Source organism: Silvibacterium bohemicum, assembly GCF_001006305.1.
Classification (GTDB): domain Bacteria; phylum Acidobacteriota; class Terriglobia; order Terriglobales; family Acidobacteriaceae; genus Silvibacterium; species Silvibacterium bohemicum.
Genome location: NZ_LBHJ01000019.1, coordinates 158,665 through 179,960, shown reverse-complemented (window position 1 = coordinate 179,960; position 21,296 = coordinate 158,665). Strand labels below are relative to the sequence as shown.

13 protein-coding genes are annotated in these 21,296 nt (G+C 59.5%); 4 read left to right on the top strand and 9 right to left on the bottom strand.

The genetic code is table 11. The features are described from left to right. Window positions 1-25: 25 nt before the first annotated feature. Together XX99_RS22260 and XX99_RS22255 are read right to left on the bottom strand one after the other, a co-directional pair. Entirely contained in the window at window positions 26-1,243 is a 1,218-nt protein-coding gene (locus XX99_RS22260) for an efflux RND transporter periplasmic adaptor subunit (protein WP_184084982.1), read from the bottom strand. A 134-nt stretch (window positions 1,244-1,377) separates the two neighbouring features. After that, window positions 1,378-2,748 (bottom strand): APC family permease, encoded by a 1,371-nt coding sequence (locus XX99_RS22255; protein ID WP_050061616.1) that lies wholly within the window; start codon window positions 2,746-2,748, stop codon window positions 1,378-1,380. A gap of 316 nt (window positions 2,749-3,064) precedes the next feature. Between XX99_RS22255 and XX99_RS22250 the strand changes: the two genes are divergently transcribed. After that, the gene (locus XX99_RS22250; RefSeq protein ID WP_050061615.1) at window positions 3,065-4,330 is read left to right on the top strand and encodes a D-tagatose-bisphosphate aldolase, class II, non-catalytic subunit; all 1,266 of its coding nucleotides are present in this window, start codon (window positions 3,065-3,067) and stop codon (window positions 4,328-4,330) included. Window positions 4,331-4,352: 22 nt separating this feature from the next. Here XX99_RS22250 and XX99_RS22245 read toward each other — a convergent pair whose 3' ends face one another. From XX99_RS22245 to XX99_RS22230, 4 genes are all read right to left on the bottom strand, one after another. Further along, entirely contained in the window at window positions 4,353-5,642 is a 1,290-nt protein-coding gene (locus tag XX99_RS22245; RefSeq protein ID WP_050061614.1) for a M20 family metallopeptidase, read from the bottom strand. A 324-nt stretch (window positions 5,643-5,966) separates the two neighbouring features. Next, a complete protein-coding gene (locus XX99_RS22240; protein WP_082125839.1) occupies window positions 5,967-6,659 on the bottom strand; it encodes a response regulator in 693 nt (230 codons plus the stop codon). 15 nt (window positions 6,660-6,674) lie between these two features. Then, entirely contained in the window at window positions 6,675-8,738 is a 2,064-nt protein-coding gene (locus XX99_RS22235) for a sensor histidine kinase (protein ID WP_184084985.1), read from the bottom strand. A gap of 86 nt (window positions 8,739-8,824) precedes the next feature. Next, window positions 8,825-9,808 (bottom strand): substrate-binding domain-containing protein, encoded by a 984-nt coding sequence (locus tag XX99_RS22230; RefSeq protein WP_184084988.1) that lies wholly within the window; start codon window positions 9,806-9,808, stop codon window positions 8,825-8,827. A 272-nt stretch (window positions 9,809-10,080) separates the two neighbouring features. On the opposite strand from XX99_RS22230, the gene XX99_RS22225 reads away from it, so the two are divergent. After that, window positions 10,081-13,599: a TonB-dependent receptor gene (locus XX99_RS22225; RefSeq protein WP_050061611.1), complete on the top strand. Its 3,519-nt coding sequence runs from the start codon at window positions 10,081-10,083 to the stop codon at window positions 13,597-13,599. Window positions 13,600-13,687: 88 nt separating this feature from the next. Then, window positions 13,688-15,322 carry a GH35 family beta-galactosidase gene (locus XX99_RS22220; protein WP_050061610.1) on the top strand — a complete coding sequence of 545 codons (1,635 nt, stop codon included), beginning with the start codon at window positions 13,688-13,690 and terminating at the stop codon, window positions 15,320-15,322. Between the two features lie 23 nt (window positions 15,323-15,345). Here the strand turns inward: XX99_RS22220 and XX99_RS22215 are convergent, their stop codons facing one another. Continuing rightward, on the bottom strand, window positions 15,346-18,228 hold the full coding sequence (locus XX99_RS22215; RefSeq protein WP_156186152.1) for a sensor histidine kinase: 2,883 nt from the start codon (window positions 18,226-18,228) through the stop codon (window positions 15,346-15,348). A 399-nt stretch (window positions 18,229-18,627) separates the two neighbouring features. Further along, the gene (gene cyaY, locus XX99_RS22210) at window positions 18,628-18,963 is read right to left on the bottom strand and encodes an iron donor protein CyaY (RefSeq protein WP_050061608.1); all 336 of its coding nucleotides are present in this window, start codon (window positions 18,961-18,963) and stop codon (window positions 18,628-18,630) included. Between the two features lie 186 nt (window positions 18,964-19,149). Here cyaY and XX99_RS22205 point away from each other — a divergent pair, with 186 nt between their 5' ends. After that, window positions 19,150-20,610 carry a glycosyl hydrolase family 8 gene (locus tag XX99_RS22205; RefSeq protein WP_156186151.1) on the top strand — a complete coding sequence of 487 codons (1,461 nt, stop codon included), beginning with the start codon at window positions 19,150-19,152 and terminating at the stop codon, window positions 20,608-20,610. Here XX99_RS22205 and XX99_RS22200 read toward each other — a convergent pair. Continuing rightward, window positions 20,597-21,223 carry a TetR/AcrR family transcriptional regulator gene (locus XX99_RS22200; protein WP_050061607.1) on the bottom strand — a complete coding sequence of 209 codons (627 nt, stop codon included), beginning with the start codon at window positions 21,221-21,223 and terminating at the stop codon, window positions 20,597-20,599. The genes XX99_RS22205 and XX99_RS22200 overlap by 14 nt on opposite strands. Window positions 21,224-21,296 lie beyond the last annotated feature (73 nt).

Here is a 21,296-nt window from a genome sequence, read left to right as displayed (position 1 = left end):
AGTTTGGCCGCCGATCTCCCGCCGGTCATTTCGCAACCGTACTCGCGCTGGGGCCGCTTGATTCCTCGTTGCCGCCAAGCACGGCTACGCGCGCGCCGGATGTAAGCCGCAGCTGTCCTTCGGTCACCACCATGTCGCCGGAACGAACGCCGCTACCAATTACGGCCAGCTCCGGCCCTTCTTCCGGAAGATATGTGCGTGAAACTGTTACATATGTCATGCAAGCCCGGCCTCCACAGAGCAGCCACGCATATTTCCCCCTGACGCCATCCTCGACGGATGCATTCGGAATCACGATTCGCGATGGATCGACTCGCAAACGAAGACGCACGTGAACAAATTCACCCGGCCAGAGCGCCCCATCCGTGTTCGGAAAAATCGCCTTCAGCCGGATCGTTCCCGTCGTGGCATCCACGGTGTTGTCAATGAACGCCAGCCGTCCCTCCTGGGAGGCGCCTCCGCTATGGCTTGCTTCCACCGTCAATGCCCCTTGTGCATTCAGCCTCCGCACCTCGGGCAGCACCTGCTCGGGGACGCCGAACGTGACATCGATGGGCGTCATTTGCAGCAGCATCACCAGCGTCGCGCCATCGTTCGCGACAATGTTCCCCGCCTTTACCATGGCTGCACCTACGCGCCCCGCGATCGGAGCGATCACATTCGTCTGGCTCAGCTGCAGCTGCGTCTCGGCCAGACGCGCCTGGTCTGCATTTCTTGTGGCCTCAGCGGCTGTAACGGCAGCCTGGTCAGAGTGCACGCCGGCGCTTGCCGTATCGTGCGCCGTAGTCAGCTCATCGACGCGCTGCCCGGAGATTACTCCCAACTTTCCGAGCTGCACTGCAATATCCGCCTCGGATTGGCTATGCTTCTCGGATGCAGCGTCTCTTGCGACGATGGCGCGTGCCTGCTCCTCCATCGCGGCATCGCGGGCCAGCTCCGCGCGCTGTTCCGCAGCCTGCTGCTCGAGCGCCGTCCGGTCGATGGCGAAGAGCGTCTGCCCCTTCGCTACGTTCTCCCCTTCCTGGAAAGCGACGCGCTCCACCTGCCCCGCGATGCGCGACTTCACCTCGACGCTGTCGACCGACTCCACATTGCCCACGGCTGCGATATCGAACGGAACATCCTGAGTGACCGCGCGGACGGCACGCACCGGCACCTCTTCTCCCGCATCGGCTTCAGTCTTTGCCGCGACACGGGAGCAGGAGATCGCCGCGAGCGACACTCCCGCGAGTAAAAAAATCATTCCGGCGTTTGCTCGCAGGTCCACGTCCACCTCTCCCCCAGAGTCCATGCGAAACGGGATCAGGGACATCGATATGCAGGAAACGATGCCAAAATTGCAGCAAGCGCCAGAGATCGTGGGATGGAATGGTTCGATTACGACGGCGAGAGCGAGTTCGTAGAATTGTGCGGCTTCGTGCGGCGCATAAGGAAGTAGACGAGCAGACCAAATGCGATCCACGCGATCCCCAGCAACTGCGCGGCGTGGCTGAGGTTGAGCCAGATAAATCCGCAGACCAGGAACCCGAGCACGGGGACGGTTGCAGCCAGCTTGACTTTTTCTCCCGACCGGAATTTGTAGTGCACCAGGGCGGCAATGTTCACGCCCATGAAGGCGATGAACGCTCCAAAGTTCAGCAGCTCGGCTCCGCGCTCGAAGCTGAGAAGGAAAGATCCGGTGAGAGTCACCAGCCCAAGCAGGAGAACGTTGTTCCGGGGAATTGCAGTTTTCGGACTGAGTACTCCGAAGAATTTCTGCGGCAGAGCATTTTCGCGGCCCATTCCATAGAGCAGGCGCGCCGCGCCGAATTGAGCCGCGATGCCCGACCCCATATTTGCAACCAGCAGAGTTCCATTTAACAGCAGGAAGAGAAATCTGCCGCCCACGCGCAGGGCTACGTGAACAAATGCGGTGTCCTCCATCGCGGCGGGAAAGGGAGTGCGAGTGGGCCACGCAAGCTGAGCCGCATACACCTCAACGGCTGATAGCAGTCCGATGGCGAGGCAGGTGAAGACGGTTCCAAGCATGATGTTGCGCTGCGGATTCTCAACCTCTTCGGACATGGTCGAGATGCCATCGAAACCGATGTAAGTCAACACGGCGATGGAGGTTCCTTGAAATAGCCGGCGCGCAGAGAAAGTGGTGGGATCGTAAAACGGCGTCAGCCATGCTCCGCCGATGGGCCGCATCACAGTGGCGATGTAGTGAAACGCATAGGCCAGGAAGATGACGACCACGATGCTCATGCCAAGGGCGAGGAAGGCATTGACGCGCGCCGAGCTCTGCACGCCGCGCAGATTGAGTGCGGTGAATACGATGACAAACGCCAAAACCCAGGCAGCATAGGGAATCGCGGGGAAGATATCCTGCGCGGCCACGCTGCACCACACCACGCAGATGATGGGGTTGAGCATGTAATCCATCAGCATGGACCAGCCGACCACATAACCGCCCAGGGGATGCAGCTCCTTGGCAACGTAAGTGTATGCCGATCCGGCGCTGGGGTAGACTCGCGCCATTCGCCCGTAGCTCACGGCGGTAAAGAGCATGGCGACCATCGCCACCAGAATAGTCGTGACCACATGTCCCCGCGCGGCGTTGCTGACGACGCCGTAGATGCTCATCGGAGCCGTGGGCTGAATGATGATGATGCCGTAGAGGATCAGGTGCCAGAGCTTCAGTGAGCGCCGCAAACTCACGGCTTCGGTTCCTGGGTGAACTTCCGTAGAGGGAACAGCTGTTTTCAAGAGAAGTCCTCGTTTGCGGCGGCGTGAGAGATGGTCCGGGCCGGGGATTGCAGTCTTCCGTTCCAATGAGTGATTGGATTCCGTATTATTACCAGTCATTACGGAATTGCGCCAATACTAATCTTGTCTGCGACTGCCGGAACCACAACCGACCCGCTGAGACAGATGCGCAAACCGCGTTATTTTGCTATTCCTAAGCGATTTCACTGGGATATGCAGCCAGGAAAGTGAAAAGTCTCGACCGAATCTTCTAAATTTCGATTGATGCATATATATTACGTTTTATTACGATACGCATTTGTGGAGAATCTCGCTCATGTCCCACTATCTTCTTGAACTTGCGCAAAAGCGCTCGGTTGGCAGCCAGCGTGGCATCTATTCCGTCTGCTCCGCGCACCCGTGGGTGCTGGAGGCCGCGATGCGGCGGCATCTCTCCGCTGCGGGGCCTTTGCTGATCGAGGCCACCTGCAATCAGGTGAACCAGTTCGGCGGTTACACCGGCATGAAGCCGGGAGACTTCCGTAAGCTGGTGCACGAGATTGCGGCGGAGGCTGGATTTCCGGAGAACCGCATTCTGCTGGGCGGAGATCACCTGGGACCCTTTCCATGGCAGCACCTGAATGCCACCGACGCGATGACAAATGCGTTGGAGATGGTCCGGCTGTTCGTTCGCGAGGGCTACACCAAGATTCATCTGGATGCGAGCATGGCGTGCGTGGACGATCCGCACCCGCTGCCGGATGACGTGATCGCTCAACGAGCGGCCGCATTGTGCGCTGCCGCAGAGGAAGTTGCGCAGGGAACTCCGCTGGTCTACATCATCGGCACCGAGGTGCCCACGCCGGGCGGCGCTGCCGAGGAGATGGAGCTGGCCGTAACATCGCCGGAAGCAGCGGAGCAGGCTCTCGCTCTGCATCGGCAGGCCTTCACGCAGGCCGGGCTCGATGAGGCATGGCAACGCGTGATCGCACTGGTGGTGCAGCCCGGTGTCGAGTTCGGGCACGACGGAGTGGAAGACTATGAGCCGGAAAAAGCGAAGCCGCTCTCAGCGATGCTCGCCCATCATCTCGGACTGATCTTCGAGGCTCACTCGACGGACTATCAACGTCCTGAGGCCTTGTCAGAGCTGGTGCGCGATGGCTTCGCGATTCTTAAGGTGGGGCCGGGACTGACCTACGCCATGCGCCAGGCTCTGTATGCCCTCGCGACCATCGAACAGGAGACCGTGCCGCCGGCGGAGCAGTCTCATCTGCGCGAGCGGATGGAAGCGGTCATGCTGCAGCATCCGGCTCAGTGGAAGAAATATTATTCCGGGACGCCGGAAGAGCAGCGCCGGCTTCGCGTGCATAGTTACAGCGATCGCATCCGTTATTACTGGAATGATTCCGAAGCGGGAGCGGCGGTGGAAAAGCTGGTTTCGAACCTGAAGGCTCAAGGAATACCGGAGACCATGCTGAGCGATTATCTGCCCCTACAGTATGGCAAGGTGCGAGCCGGCACGCTGAGCAATCAGCCGCTGGCGCTCATTCTCGACGCGATTGGCGGTGCTCTCGATCCCTACATCGCGGCTTGCGAGGCTTAAGTATAGGTCGACTCAGTCAGCCTTATCCGTTTGCCCATGAAAGCGCAGCCGTGAGCAGCACCTCGGCTGTCTTGATTACGGAATCGAATTCGACATACTCATCCGGATTGTGCGCGCCTGCTCCGCAAGGCCCGAAGAGTAGCGTGGGAATGCCGAAGTCGCGATGGATCAGCCCGGCATCGCAAGGATAAGGCGCTGCCGTGGTGATCGCAGTTTTGCCCAGAACCCTTTCCGCGCTTTGTTCCATGCATTGCAGCCAGGGATGATCGCTCGCGACTTCGTGTCCGTAGAGCGGGCCGCCGATCAGAGGCAGCCACTGCACCGGATACTTCGCAAAGAATGGGTCGGAGGCGCAGAAGGTTTCAAGCTGCCGCCGCAGCGATGCAATGATCGCGTCGACATCTTCTTCAGGAAGAAACTGCAGATACACGCGCACGGTCGCACGCGACGGCACACTCAGCGGCACATCGGCGTCGAGGCGATTCGATTCGACTGCCAGCACCTGCACCGGCACGGGGTCGGCGAATTTCTTGTAGGCGCTCTTCGATTTCAGCTTGCTCCGCTTCTTTGCGAGTTCCGCCACCCACCCTAACAACCGGCCGATCGGCATCGCCGGGCTCACCACCTCCGCGGTTGAGAAATAACCGGAGGGATCTCCCGCGTCGACCACCAGGTCGACTACGAAGCCGCCGCGCGTCGCACGATAGATCTCGAGTTGCGTGCCTTCAGGAATCACGCAGGCATCTGCCGTATCGCCGCGCAGACGCGCCGCGATGGTTCCGCCACCGCCGCCCCACTCTTCATCCACAACTGACTCGAAGAAAATATCTCCGCCGGTTTTGATGCCGGCACGCTTCAGGGCGCAGACCATCGCGGCGTTGGCGGCCAGGCCGGCCTTCATGTCAAAAGATCCCAGACCATGGATGCGGCCCTGCGAAAACTGTCCTGACCACGGCGAGCGCGACCACGCCCCCTTGCCCGCAGGGACCGTATCGATATGCCCATTGAGCAGCAGGCTCTTTCCGCGGCCGGAGCCCTGCAGACGCACGCTCAGATTCTTGCGGCCCACGTACGACTTGTTTTTCCGCACCTGCGCGAATCCCGAATCTGTAATAAACGCGGTGTCATAAAGCTCGGCGCGAATGCCCTGATCGCGGAAAAAGCCTTGCAGCACTCGCTGCGCTGCCATCTCATCGCCGCCGCTAAGAATGGCTACGCTGTTGGTTCTCACCAGCTCCTGAAGCAGGCGCTTGATACTGCTTTTCAGCGGACGGATTAGCTTCTGGACGTCTGCGGGCGCGGTGCTCGTCATGGAGTGATCCCTTCGGTTCGGCAACAGTCAGCATTGCCGTTTCTTTCGTTTTCTTACGATAATTTACACTTCCAAGCAAACTTAGGGGAGCCAGAAACGGTTGTCAAGACCGCCATAACGGAAGGCGGCATCTGGAAATTGCGGGTCTGCGATTACAGTTTGCAATGAGGCGTCGGCTGTTGCGGCTGCCGCTCCCGCATGACCCAATGGGCCGTGTTCGCGACGATACTTTCGCCCGGCCTTCTCGCACTGTGATGGGAGCTCTCACGCCATGCGAGGTGCCGCGGCTTCTTGAGAAACCGGTGTAGCCGAACATCCGCGCAGTCAGGACAAGGTGATGAGGCCGGTTTGCATCGCGATGAAGATGGCTTCGGTCCGATCGCAGACCTCGAGCTTGTCCGTGATGTGATTGAGGTGATTTCTCACCGTAAATTGGCTGATGCCCAGCGCGCCGGCAACCTCTTTGTTGGTGAGTCCTTTGGCGACCAGCTCCAGAATCTCTCGCTCTCGTGTGCTTAATCCCGCAGTCATGCCGTTGTTGGCGATCCGCTCGGCGATGCGCCGCGGAAAGGCCTGCTTGCCGGCATGTACGGTTCGAATCGCGCGCAGGATGTCTTCGGCAGGAGCTTGCTTGTGAACGAATCCCTGGACACCGGCCTTCACCGCGGCATTGATCTCTTCGTCGTACTCGAAGCTCGACAGGATGATGGAACGCGTGCGAGGCGCAATCTCCCGGATACGCTTGAGGGTTTCAATGCCGGAGAGATCGGGCATGCGGAGGTCCAGCAGGATGACATCGATCGGCGTGTGCTCGAGGAACGCGAGAGCGGTCAGACCGCCATCGGCGGTTCCAGCGACTTCCAGGTCCGTTTGCAGCCCGAGCAAAGCCGATAACCCGAAGCGGACCACGGGATGATCGTCGACGAGAAGGAGACGAATTTTGCGAGAGGATGTTTCCGCGGGAGGTGTGCTGCCGCCGCTTGCAACTGAGCTTCTCTCAAATAAATCGGGGGACATGTTTCAACCAAACGCTCAGCGCTCAGGGCTCAGAATAGCACGCAGGGTAGCGATCAAACCATGCGCGATCTGGAGCGGAGCCGTGACCGTGACGCACGTGCCTTGAAACGGCGTTGTGACAATATCAAAGTGTGCGTGAACTTTCGCCGCCCGGCTCTTCATGCCGGCAATCCCGAACCCGTGCTCCTGTTCCTCATTCACGATTCCGCACCCATCATCGCGAACGGTCAATTGCGCTTCGCTCCGCATCAGCTTGAGGCGAGTATCGAGGGTTCGGCAGCCGGAGTGTTGAACCGCATTGGTGACCGCTTCCTGGCCGATACGAAACAGCGCATCCGTGACCGCCAGCGGCAGATTCGCATTCTTGCCCTCCACCTGCGTCTTGATGCGCAGGTCACCTCCGTCGCTCAGCCTCTCTGCCAGCTCTTTGAGCGCTGCAACAATGTCGGAGGCCTGCCGGTATTGGGGCCGCAGTGCGCTGATGGTGCGGCTCGCATCTCTGTGGCTCGCGTGAACCATATCGAGCGCGTTCTGAATATGCGTCCGTATGGCCCGTTCTCCGCGCTGCTCGATCTTCGCCGCCTGCAGCTGATAAGCGATTCCCGTAAAGCTCTGGGCGAGGGTGTCGTGCATCTCGAATGCAAGCTCTTCGCGCTCGCGCAGCAAAGATCGCGTGTGCCACGCCTGAATGCGATGCAGAATCCACTGGAAGCAGACGAACAGCGGGATGCAGCCGAGCACCAGCCACGCGATGCGATCGAGAGACCACCACGGCGGTCCGCTGACTACATCGACACGATCGGTGATCACGGTGAAGGGGTAGATGCCGTGCGTAAATTGATCCAGTGAAGTGGCTGTCCCTCGCAAGCGCAAGCGGCTGCCGGGTTCCAGGCGGGCGGGGTCGAGTCGGAAATCGAGCGAGCCAAGCGCGCGAAAGGTCTGGTCGCCATCCTGCAAAGTGAGTTCGTATCCGCCGGGCTGGGACTCGGTCGAGATGAGCGTGCCTTCGACTTCGACGAAGCGTCCGCGATAGGTGCCGCCGGTCAGTTGCGCAGCCGTTACCGCCAAAGGAGGAACCGGTGTATCGGACCAGAGCACGCGGATCTTCGCATCTTCAAGCTGGCTGCGGAAGCGCTCCGAAATGACCGTCCCTTGCGCCTCGACAACGTCGCCCAGCTTGAGCGATACGCGAGGATCGACGTTGAGGGCAATAAGCGATCCAGAATCGTCCTGGATATCGGCGAGTGGTGGAGTGGAGATGATCACGCCCTGAATCGTGACGTTCGAATGTCGTCCCGGCGACAACCGGAAATCGCCGATTGGCGTTACCCCCGGCTGTGTCTCATGCCTTCTGGCTTCTGCGCGCATCGATGTGGTGTAGAGCTCCGCGCTGGCCGGATCGGACGGCTCGGTAAGCAAGAGATCGTGCAGATTGATGCCGGCCTTCGACTGCTGCTCCATCTGCGTCAAGTCTTGCTCCGTGGCGCTTGAAACCTGGAGATTCCTCCACTTCGCACTGGTGAGGTAAGAGCGAAGTCCGAAGCTGCCGGATGCAATGCAGTCCGCATCGTCGACCAGCGAGGTCGTCGATGCGCCATCGGGTAAAGTGACTTCGAATCCTATCCTGCATCCGACGGCGACAACGTGCAGATGCAGCCATTGGTGAGGATCCGCGTTGGCAGGGAGCTTCGAATGGGCCATCGAGCGCCATCCGAAATCGGCGCGGCCCAGTTCAATCGACGAATCCATGGTGCGGACGCCGGCAAAATATCCGTGATACGCATCGACACCCTCCTCTTCTCCATGAGACCGGACGATGAGGCCCGCTTCGCCGAATGGCTCCGCGATCTGCAGATCGGCTTGCACCTGAAAGTCCTTCCAGTTGCCTGTGCGCGCGATCAGCTTTGCCCCTCGCTCCTCCGAGTTGTTTTGGATCTGCGCTGCGTTGGACGTCCAGGTGCCTCCCAGCGCGATCCACCTATCCGCGCGAGAAAAATAAGATCCCGCCAGCGTGCGCTGCCACTCCCGGTTGGCGTGCCAGTGCGCGGCCAGAACTCCGGCAAAGATCGATGCAGTCAAAAGAAAGAGACCCGCCGCCAGCCATACTTTCGCCCTGATACTACGAGCTGGTCTTTTCACCTCTGCTTCTTTCACCGTTGATCCCATCATTGTTTGTCGGTTCCCTGCTGCTCCCAGGAATAGTCGGCGAACTGCCACAGATGGCGGATGCCGGGGGAATCGACGGTCTCCCGGGTCATCAGCAGCGGAGCCACCAGTGTGAGCGGCGCAGTTTTTTCGCCGCGCATCTGTGCGTCGAGATTCGCCATGGCAGTCTGCCCGATGGTGCGCGTGTCCTGCACCACCACCGAGTCCACATCTCCCGATCGAAGCGGAAGCAGCGCGTCCTGGTCGAACCCGACAATCGGAACGGAAGAGTGCGGCACGCTGGCGGTTCGGGCATAGTATGCGCCGCGTGTCGCCGTCGCGGTCAACGCGACGATCGCGTCCACACGATCCGGCGCGTGAAGAATCTGCTGCGCAATCTGTTGCTGGTGGGCGACGACGGTGTCGCCAAAGCGCCTGTCGCTGATCTGCACATCAGGTGCGGCCTGGCTCAGCGCTTTCTCAAACGCCTCTTCGCGGGATACTCCGCTTTCGCTGCGTGGACTGATGCCGATGACGGCAATCGAGCCGTGGCCACGAAGGATGGAGGCCACTCTTGCTGCCGCCAGTTCTGCGCCTTTGGTTTCGTCGTTCGAGACATAGGAGAGAAATGGTCCGGCCGGTGGTCCGAGCTCGTCGTCGACCAGGACCACAGGAATGCGGCGGCGGACCAGATCGAGAACGGCACTGCGCGAGTCCAATGTTTCATCCGGCGCAAAAATGATTCCTCGATACTTGCCAGCCGCGCACGATTTCAATATGCCGAGCTGACGTTCGCTGTCACCCTCATCCGCGGGCGCGTTCCAATAAATCTGGATCTCCTTCGCCCGCGCCGTTTCCACTGCGCCCAGGTGCATTGGCTCCCAAAGCAGGGTTGCCGTGGTGCGCGGGATGATGGCGACAGCAGGCGATTGCTTGCGGCATGCGAGTGGAAGGGCCATCAGCACGGCGGCCAGAGACATCAGGATAGACTTCGAAATCTTCATCGGCGATTCTTTTCGGCTGCGGAATATGGTCGCATCCGAATAGGGCAGCGCTAGTTCTCCTTTAATCATTATCCCTGTACCTGCGGATACGTTTTTATTCCATCATCGGCGCCTTCAGACCCAGTACATCTGTACCATGCCAACCGTCCCCTTTTTTGAATAACGTTCGTGAGGCATAAGAAGATGACGCTTCTATGCCTTCACCGGTCTTCCACGAAGAAATCTGTTCGGAATAAGTGGAGTGCCATAGCGGTTGATTTGAGAGGACAGTAATGATGCAACAGAGTGAATCGAAGCGGTCCGAAGTCCGGACCTGGTCAGGAGCGGCTCACCCCAGCCGCAATGCAGCAGTTTCCTCCAGCACGGCTTTGTCGAAATTTTCGCTGCGCCGTGTCGCGTCGGCGTGCGCCGTGTGGGTGGTGCTGATCCTGATGACGGGGATGATCGCGGAGAGCAGCGGCTTTGCGCAGGTTCTTTACGGTACGCTCACCGGCAATGTGACCGACCCATCCGGAGCGGCCATCCCGGGAGCGACGGTAAAGGCTCTGAATGTCGCAACGGGAGTGGAGCGCGAAGCTACGAGCAACGCCGAGGGCATATATCTCTTCAACGATCTGATTCCCGGCACCTACCAGGTCACGGCCAGCGCATCCGGCTTTGCTCCGCTGCAGCAGGGCGGCATCGAACTGTTGCCCAACACGTCGCAGCGCGTGAACGTGCAACTCAAGGTGGGCTCAACCAGCCAGGAGGTAACCGTCACCACGGCTCCGCCGGTGCTGCAGACCCAGACCGCTGATGTGAACTACAACCTCTCCGAGCAGCAGGTCACGGATCTTCCCACGACCTCGTCGACGGGGCGCAACTTCGAGAGCCTCTATCGCCTGGTTCCCGGCTCGACTCCGCCGGCGGAACAGAATTCGGCGGGTTCGAATCCGCAGCGCTCGCAGGCCGTCAACGTCAACGGAATTTCCAACGCCACCAACACCACCAGGATCGATGGCGCTGTCGATGCCTATCCGTGGCTGCCCTATCTGGTCGCCTATCTGCCGCCGACGGACGGCATCTCGAGCATCAACGTCGTCACCGGAAGCTTCAATGCGGAGCAGGGTGCGGCCGGCGGCTCGGCCATCAACGTAACCATCAAAAGCGGCACCAACCAGTTCCACGGCAGCGCCTGGGAGTACAACTCCATCGCGCAGTTTAACGCCCAGGCCTGGCAGAATCGAACGGGCGTTCTCCAGAAGAACATTTACAACGAAATCGGCGGCGCAATCGGCGGCCCGATCCTCAAGAACAAGCTTTTCTTCTTCTTCGATTACGACCGCGTCTCGGTGGATAAATCCGTGAACGGAATCTTCTCGGTTCCGACGGCGGATATGCGAGCCGGCAACTTCGCGAACACCGGATCGCAGATTTTCGATCCTGCCACCGGCACCGCTACCGGCATAGGGAAGACCGCATTCGCCGGGGACATGGTTCCCGCCAACCGGATCGCTCCTGCTGCGGCCATCCTGCTGCAGAATCTGCCCCTGCCGAATACCGGCGGAGCCGGAGCCCTGGTCAACAATTACTTCGGCGCGGGCACCAACGCATTCGTGCGCTCGAACTACGATGCGAAGGTGACGTACGTGCCGACGCAGAACACCAGCTATTTCGGCCATTACAGCATCTCGCCCGATACCATCAGCGATCCCCAGGTCTTCGGACCCAATCCGGGCGGCGGCACATTTGACGGCGGCCAGCCCGGTACTGCGACGGGACGTATCCAGAACGTCGGCCTGGGCGCGACGCATGCGTTCTCCACCAACTTCACTATGGATGCCAATGCGGGCTACACACGGCAGGGACTCGGAGCCCAGGCCGGCGACATCGGGCTCGGCGACTACGGCGTAAATACCCTGAAGATCCCCGGGACCAACAACAACGGCCAGCAGCAGTACGGCGGCATCCCCGCGTTCTTCTTCACAACCTATGCCTCGCTGGGAAATGCCAACTCCGGCAGTCCCTTCACCTTCCGCGACAACCAGTACACCGGCAACGTAAACGCAACCTGGGTGCGTGGCACGCATTCGGTGCGCTTCGGTGGTGAGTATCTTCACGCAGCCATCAATCACTTCCAGCCCGGATCAGGCACGCAGACAACGGGGCGCGGGACCTTCGTATTCTCGGGCGGAGCGACTGCTCCTTCGGGAGGATCGCTGAGCGACGTCAATTCGTTCGCGGACTTCCTGCTCGGCCAGGCCGACAATTACCAGAAGAGCGTGCAGACCTTCGATCCAGAAGCGCTGCGCTACTCCACCTTCGCGTTCTATGGGCAGGACACCTACCAGGTCTCGCCTAAACTGACCCTCAACTACGGCCTTCGTTACGAGTACTACCCCTTGCCTGTGGGAGATCACTTCGGCACGGTGCGCTACGATCCCAGTGTTCTGTCGACCGTGACCGATTCACTCGGAACGCACACTGTAGGAACGGTGCTCATCGGCGGCGAAGGCGGCATCCCGCAACACGCATTTACCTCGAACGGCTGGGGAATGATCGTTCCGCGCCTGGGTCTTTCCTATAGCCTGGACGACAAGACCGTCATCCGCGCCGGCTACGGCATCACCACCGATCCCGATACTCTCAGAAATCTGCTTCAGTCATATCCGGCTGAAGTAGCGACCAACATCAACGGCGCCAACAGCTACATTCCGGCGACCAGCCTGAATGCCGGACTACAGAGCACAACGACCCAGGTCGGTATTCCTGCCCTGGCTCTGCCGAACATCACCCTCGGCGCGCTGCCCCTAGGCACGAATATTTCCACGGCGACGATTCCTAAAGATTTCCGCCGCGGATACATCCACAGCTACAACCTGGCGGTGCAGAGACAGTTCCCGTTCCAACTCGTTGCCAACGTCACCTATGTTGGAACGGAAGCGGTGCGGCAGCAGAGCGACGTCAACATCAACGCTGCTCCTCCGGGCGGTGGGACTGCGGGCCGGCTGTTGAATACGACATTCGGACCGAACACCAACAACACCGATATCAACTCGCTCCAGCCGTTTCGTGGCTCGAACTATAACGGTTTGCAGGCGCAGCTCACTCGCACCAGCGCGAAGCTCGGCTCCACGGGTCTCATTTACACCTTCTCGAAGTCCATGGACGCAGCCGATAACAGCGAAGCCAACGGCCTCGTTTTTGCCTATCCGACTTTCTGGAATCGCAATTGGGCTCTGGCCGGCTACGACCGCAAACACAACCTGGAATGGTGGACCATCTATTCGCTGCCTTTCGGCAAGGGGCAGATGTTTCTATCGAGCGGTCCTCTGGCATACATCGCCGGCGGATGGAAGCTCAGCACCGTCCTCAGCCGTGTGAGCGGTGCGCCGTTCAACGTGACCGCTTCGAGCGGCCTGTTGAATGCGCCCGGCAATACCCAGCTTGCAGATCGCAACTACAACGTCAAGGCGGTGCTTGGCAGCAATGTCAACGGCAACCGCCAGTATATCAACCCGAACGCATTCACCGACGTTTCGACGGCGACTGGAGTCACGACTCCGCGCTTCGGTGATTCCGGCCGTGACAGTGTGAGAGGTCCCGGATTGTTCGACCTCGATCTAAGCCTCAAGCGGACATTCCCGATCCACGACGCTGTGGGCTTCGATTTCGTAGCCGAGACCTTCGATGCGACCAACACGCCGCAGTTCGCCAACCCCTCCGCCAACATTGCTTCCGGCGGCTTCGGAGTCATTACCACCTCCAATGCCGACCGGACTTTGAGACTGAGCGGACGACTCACCTTCTAGCTAGCAAGGCGTACAGTAATCTACGGCGGAGGCGGTTTTCGGACCACTCCGCCATTTTTGTGAAGTGCAAACGTTAGGAGATCGCTCTTTGGCCTATAGGGTATTTCGAGCCATCTGCATTGCCTGTTTCCTGAGTGGCGCGCTGCTCGCCAGCGCGGCGGAGCTGCCCACCATCGCCAAGACCGCCACCGGCGGCCAGCTGCTGGTGCAGGGAAAGCCTTATCTGATCCTCGGTGGAGAGCTGGGCAACTCTTCGGCGGGAACCGCGGAGCAGGCCGACAGCATTCTTCCCAAGCTCGCGAGCATGCACCTGAACACCGTGCTCATGCCGGTGGCATGGGAGCAGATCGAGCCCACGGAAGGAAACTTCGACTTCAGCATTCTCGATCACTGGATCGACGTAGCGCGGGAGCAGCACCTGCACCTGGTCATTCTGTGGTTCGGCAGCTGGAAGAATGCCTTCTCCAACTACGCACCCGCATGGGTGAAGGCGGATAACAGAAGATTTCCGCGTGCGATCTCTGCCGACGGCGCACAGCTCGAAATACTTTCGACGCTGGGATCTGAAACTTTGAAATCCGACAGCCGTGCTTTCACCACTCTCATGAATCACGTCCGTGAGAAGGATCAGGATAAGCAAACGGTGCTGATGGTCCAGGCGGAAAACGAAGTGGGCTACCTCGGCCGGGGCCGTGATCGTTCCGCAGCCGCGAATCGCTTGTTTGAGAGCAATGTTCCCGCGGAGTTGATGCGGAGTCTCGAAGCCAATCGCGATTCATTTTCTCCCGAACTGCGCGCTCATTTCGATCCGCAGGGCCACACCTGGCAGGAGGTCTTCGGCGACTCCGCGGATGAAGTATTTATGGCCTGGAATTATGCCCGATATATTCAGATCGTCGCGACCGCCGGCAAAAAGGCCTATCCGCTGCTCATGTATGCGAACTGTCAGCTGCCCGCTCCCAGCGAGCGCGCCGGGGAGTATCCCAGCGGAGGACCTCATCCTTACTACCTTGAGGTTTACCGCGTCACAGCGCCGGTCCTCGACTTCTATTCTCCCGATATTTACTGGCCGAACTTCGCTTATTGGATCGATCGCTACAGGTTCAAAGGAAATCCCGTCTTCGTTCCCGAGGCTCGCCTCGAAGCTGCTCCCTACAATGCGTTCTATGCCTACGGAGAAGCCAAGGCCTTCGGTTTCTCGCCCTTCGGAGTCGACAGCCTGCAGAGTGGTTCTCAAGGCAAGACCGGGCCGAGTGTTGAGGAGGTCTTCGCAGCGCTGGAGAGCATGAGCGACATGCTCATCCCCGCACAGGCTGCCAACCGCACGCGTGGCCTTGTGCTTCACAGCGATAGCCCACGGCCGACGCAGACAGTCTCGCTCGGCGGTTATCTCTTCGAAGCCGCGCTCTCGCGATCCTGGCCGGCTAAGGCTCTGCTGGAAGACGATGGCGCCATGATGGTTGTAGAGGCGTCTCCGAATGAGTTCTACATCGCCGGTTCCGGGCTCACCGTTAACTTCTTTCGTGATCCCGACGTAGACAACAAGCAAAGCGGCATTGCAAGCATCGAGGAAGTCAATCGAGTGGCAGGGAACTGGACTGTTGCTCGCCGCTTGAATGGCGATCAATCGAACCAGGGGCGGCAGCTTGCCATGGCTCCTCATGAAGTTCATGTGTATCGCGTGAGGTTGTACGCCACAGATCGCGTTGCAGGTGAGCAATGATTGGCAGCGCCAAGCCGATTTCCCTATAGAGATCGGTGCGCTCTGCGGAATACGATGCGGCCGGGAACCGTCAATGTAACTTCGGTTCCCGAGTTCGGGGCGCTCACGATCGTGAGCTTGCCTCCGATGCGGGAGGCACGTTCGCGCATACCCTGCAGCCCGAAATGTCCTTCTTTTCCTACGGACGCGACAGCCGGGTCAATTCCGATGCCGTTGTCGTGGATACGCACAGAGAAATCCTGCGAGTAGCTCAGTTCCACGGTCAACTGGCTGGCCTCAGAATGCTTGCAGGCATTGCGAATAGCTTCATAGCCGATTCTGTAGACCTCATCACGGACGATGGGATGCATTTCCTTCGCAGGCGTAGGCGAGGAAAAAGTCACCGCAATGGATTTCAAGGTGCGACAGTCGTCGAGCGCCCGCCGGAAAGCCTCGGCAAGGTCGTTTCTTTCCGTAGTCGAAGTGCGCAGGGAATTCAGTGCGGCTCGGCTCTCCTGTGTCGCCTGTTCGAGCCAAACCGATAATTGTCCCAGGGCGCGGCGGGTTCGGGCCAGATCGCTCGACTCATCCAGGGCGTCGTCGGCAACCAACTTGCTTCCCTGGACAGTCTGCAGGAAGGTGTCGTGAAGATCTCGCGCGATGCGAGTGCGCTCGGCCAGCCGTTCGTCAAACCGGACGCCGATCGCTCTGGCTATCTGCTCCACCCGCAGGCGATAGAAGATCCAGACGGCACATATCCCAGCGGCAATCGACAAAAGCAAAAAGCATCTGGTCTGGTACCAGGCCGGCAGCACGACGAAATTCAGGTCGGCGCCGACATCGTTCCAGAGGCCGTCGCTGTTGCAGGCGATCACATGGAAGCGATACTTTCCGGGGCGAAGATCGCTGTAAAACGCCTGCCGCCGCGCCCCCGGTTCTTGCCAGTCCGTATCGTAGCCTATTAGTCTGTAGCGAAAACGCACCTTTTTCGGCGCGTCGAAGCTCAGTGCCGTGTAGTCGATCTCGATCTGTCGCGTGCGTGGAGGCAGGCGTAGTCCCTGCTGAACCGGATAGCTCGTTCGATCCGCAATCATCTCCTCCACATGCACCGGCGGCACAATGGTATTCAGCGCGAGATTATTGGGGTCCACCATTTGCACCACGACACTCGTGGCAAACCAGAGGCGCCCGTCGGGTGTAAGGGAGGCGCGTGGATGAAAGGATGCCATCGCCGGCCTCGCCCCGTCCTGGAAATCGTAGAGCCTGGCGTTCACGCGAGCATCCGGTGTTTTTCGCCACCTTTCGAACTCCACGGCGGCAATCTCAACCACTCCACACCGGGTGTAGAGCCATAGAGTTCCATGGGAATCCAGGACGAAGCTGAACACCCCTTCACACGGAAGCCCGTTGCTCGCAGTGAGAGTGTGGAACTTTCCATCCTTCCACATGAGGAGTCCAACTGATGTTGCGGCCAATACCGTGCCGTCCGGCTCGACCGAAACCTGGCGAACGGCGCTATTCGCCGAGGCGCCGGAGCGAAAGATCTCTAATCTGCCATTCCAGTACCGGGCCAGATCTCCACCGGTTATGCCCAGCCAGAAACCTCCTTCGGGATCGGGTGCAAGAGCCCCCGCTCCCACCCCGGGAGGCAGCGTGAATTCCTCGCTTACCTGGCGGTCGCGGATGCGAAGAAGCTGGGTGGGTCTTGTTAACCCCTCCACCCAGATGCTTCCGTCACGGTCTTCGGCCATTGCGAAGACCGCTCCCATCTGAGAGCCGTCGCTGCGTTTTATCGGATGGAAGGCGTGGTCTTCGTACACCTCAAGCTTGTCGTCCACCCCTAACCACAAACGCCCGGCGCGATCTTCAAGGAGCGAAGTCACCCTGACACCTGGCAGGCCCTGGCGTTGCCGGATGGAAGACAGATGATTGTTTCGCAGCAGATCCAGGCCGCCGAAATTTCCGATCCACACGTCTCCCTCGCGCGTAGCCAGCACCGATTCGACGGAATAATCGGTCAGCCCTTCGCGCGGCGAAAAACTGACAACACGCAGATTGCGGAAGCAATCGATCCCTTCCGGAGTTGCCACCCACATGTTGCCTTCTCGATCTTCATAGAAACCACTCACAGTGTTGCCGGAAAGGCCATCGACAGCGCCAAACCGATCTACCTTTCCGTTGTGAAGTCGATAGATGCCGTTGTTCAGCGTCGCGACCCAAAGCGCATTCTCCCGATCCCGGAGCAGGCTCATCACGCTCAGTGTCGAGCTATCCAGTTCCGGGGTGACAAAGGGCTTCCATCTGCCATGGATCAGCTGTTGCAAACCCACCCCCCTGCCGTGCCGGTCGATACCCACCCACATGCTGCCGTCTGCCCCGGTTGCCAGGGATGTAACGCCGCTGAGGCCTTTTGCCGTTTTCAATCCTTTAGGTACATAGAGAGTCGACGATCCAGGTCGCCAGCTGGCCGCGCCTTCGGCCGCGCCGATCCAGAGATTGCCTCCGCCATCTTCCACAAGTGGATTGGAGTAGGGAATTGGGACGCCGTCCGCCTTGCCGTAACAGTGAAGCCTGGGCCCTGTCACCTCACAGATGGGGCCGCCTTCGTCCCTCGATCGCGTGCGGGCTATCCAGATCGCATGCCTGTGATCTTCGATGATGGAATCGATACGGCCCAGGCCATTGGCGTAGTTGGTCAGGTTGCCGTCTTTCAGGCGGGCCAGGTTGCTGCCGGTTCCGATCCATAGGCTTCCGTCGCTTCCTCCCAGAAGAGAGTAGATACTGCTCGAGGGAAACAGATGTTGTCCGTTCGCCGGAGCCCATGGAACGAAGCGTACGCCATCGAAGCGCATCAATCCTGCATCGGTTCCGATCCACAGATATCCATCCGTGGTCTGGGTAATGGCGTTGGGACTGCCGGCAAACACTCCGTCCTGAATCCTCCAGGAAGTATGTCCGTATTGCGAAAGAGGTCTGCCTGGATCGAGGGCTAGAAGAGGATGAAGCGAGAAAAAAACTGAAAAGAAAAAAAGCGAAAGCAGCTTCAGCGTTCTCGTTTTTGCCGGCTCATTTGCGAAATATCTCCGCAGCGATCGTAAAAACAGACCCGCAGTACCTCCGGCGAACGCAGATGCGGGAACTGCCGCTGTCAAGAGACCCCTATCCTCAGGTGATAATGGCGAAAACAAGTATCGTGCCGCAACCCGCTCCAGTGTACGAGTGACGGGTTCACCGCGGTATGCCACTATCTGCAGGTGCGGTGCTGCAGTTCTCTACAGGTCGTCAGCCCGCCTCGGGTCTATCCAGCGGCTTGCATTGCAGAAATGTTAGTCGAGTGTGACGGAGCCGCCGCCCAGCTGCTGGTTGATCAGCTTCGCGATCAGCGGCTTCAGCGCAAGAGAATCCTTCGCCGAGACGAAGTCGCCGGCTGCATCCGACCAGTCCAGCTTGAAGCTGGTCGAGAGCGCCGAGATCCAGATCTGGCGAACAGGCGCGTTGGGAGTGATGACGAACTTCGCCGGAGGCTCCTCGAAGACGACATTCAGCACGCCATTCTGTTCTTCTGCTTCGAAGCCGCCGCCTTCCTCGGCCTCGATGAGGCTCTTCTTGAGGGATTCGATGGCGTGGTCGGCATTGCGGCGAAAGGTAAGTTCATCGAGCATGGCTTCAGTTTAGTGCTTTTCCTGCCGCAGGTCCCGTCGCCGTTCCAGATCGCTTTGTCGCAAGCGAAACTCAAATATGACGGAGATATTTCGGGACTCGACGATAGTGCTCATTCTGTAGTCGAATAAGAGCGTCGTCGAAGCTGCCAAAATTTTATCAATCAGCCATTTTTGCGAGGTTCCCGCGTGCCTGCCCGCTCTTCGAAATTCTTTCGCTCCTCCGCTGCTATTCTGCTTTCGCTTTGTGCCGCGCCGGTGGTGATGGCTCAGTTCTCGCCGGGATCGATGCCCGCATCCCACATCGATGCGCCTCTCAGCGACATTCCCCGCATGCCGGGAGATGGCGATGGCGCCTATAAGACCGGCCATTACCGCGATCTCTTCGCCGAACAGGGACATACCCCAGCGCAGACACAGGCCAAGATCGAGAAAGCCTTTCAGCAACTCTTCCATGGCGATGGCCAGGAGGAGCGGGTTTATTTCGAGACCGGAAGGAATGAGAACGGAACGCTCGCATACATCACCGACTGGGCCAACAACGACGCCCGCACCGAAGGCATGAGCTACGGCATGATGATCGCCGTCCAGATGAACAAGAAGCGAGAGTTCGACGCGCTCTGGAACTGGTCGAAGACCTACATGCTCATCAGTGATCCTAAAAATCCGTCGGTGGGATATTTTGCCTGGTCGATGAGCACCGACGGCTCGCCGCGGTCGACCGGTGCCGCGCCCGATGGTGAAGAGTACTACACCATGGCGCTTTATTTCGCGGCGCACCGCTGGGGCAATGGCACCGGCATCTACAACTATCAGGCGGAGGCGGACAAAATTCTGCGCGGCATGCGCCATCATCCGGTGGTTACAGAAACCGGTCCCTTCCGCATCCATCCCGACGATCCGCCGTTCGTCTATCCGGACCACCCCTGGCCCAGCCCCAATAACCGTGCAGCCGAGGCCAACGGCACCATGCCGCACTTCCCGCGCGGGCCGCGAACGCAGCGCCCCGAGACCATCGGCCCGATGGTTGAAGAAAATTACAACATGATTCGCTTCGTGCCCAATGAGCCCGGCGGTTTTACCGATGCCTCCTATCATCTGCCCGCCTTCTACGAACTCTGGGCGCGCTGGGGACCGCAGGAAGACCGAGAGTTCTGGGCCAAAGCCGCCGACGTCAGCCGCACCATGTTCGCTAAGGTGACCGGCCCAGAGACCGGCTTAACTCCCGAGCGCAATCACTTCGACATGACGCAGATCATCAGCCGCGACGGCACTCCCACATCGTTCGGATATGACTCCTGGCGCAGCGTGAGCAACTGGTCAGTCGATTATTCGTGGTGGAAGAAGGCTCCGCAGGAAACAGTGCTGAGCGATCGCATTCAGAAATTCCTATATGCCCAGGGTATCGGCAAGTTCGTGGACCGCTATACGCTCGACGGCAAGCCGCTCTCGGAGCGCCATTCCGTAGGCATGGTCTCGACCACCGCTGTGGGCAGCTTCGCGGCCACCGAGGGCCCGGTCTCCAAAGCATTCGTCGAGGAGCTATGGAATACCCCGGTGCCATCCGGTGAGCAGCGCTATTTCGACGGCATGCTCTACATGATGAGCATGCTTCATTGCAGCGGAAACTTCCGCATTATCGGGAAGTAGATTTGCCTGCCGATAGTTTCGGCTTGCCCGAGCCGCGCATCTGACCCGTGCTGATCGCCCGTGTCATCTCGGAAAGAATCGCATCCGAAAGCGATTCTTCAGGGACGATGCGGGCGACAGTTAACGCGCCGATCATCGCGCACATCGCCACCATGGCGTTGCGCGCCTTCACTTCCGGCTCCGCATCCGGCATCAGCGGCACGAGTAATCGAGTGAGCTTCAAGAAGCTTCCCGATGCAGCATCCCGTGTTTCCGCTCCCTGGCGGGCGAGTTCGCTTCCCATCATGGCCAGAGGGCAACTGTCGGCGGGTGAGTCCCGTTTGGCGCGAGACAGGTAGCTGCCTACAACGTCTTCGAGCGAGACTTTGCTTTTTGTCCGCCCCGCGATCGCCGACAGGGAGTTGGTCAGGGAGTTGGCAGCCTCAGCACAGGCCTCTGCCACGATCTGTTCCTTCGAGCCGAAGTGCTTGTAGAAGCCGCCGTGAGTGAGGCCGGCTGCCGCCATCAGGTCGGCCAGGCCCGTACCATCGATGCCGTTGCGACGAAATTCTGCCGCAGCACTCTTCAAGATGCGCTCCCGCGTGGCTGCTGCGTCCTGTCGTGATCTTCTCATTCCACTCCTGCTGCTTTCAGTGTTAGGTCATGGGTCCGTTTGAAGAGCACGGGCATCAGCCCGTACGTTGCGC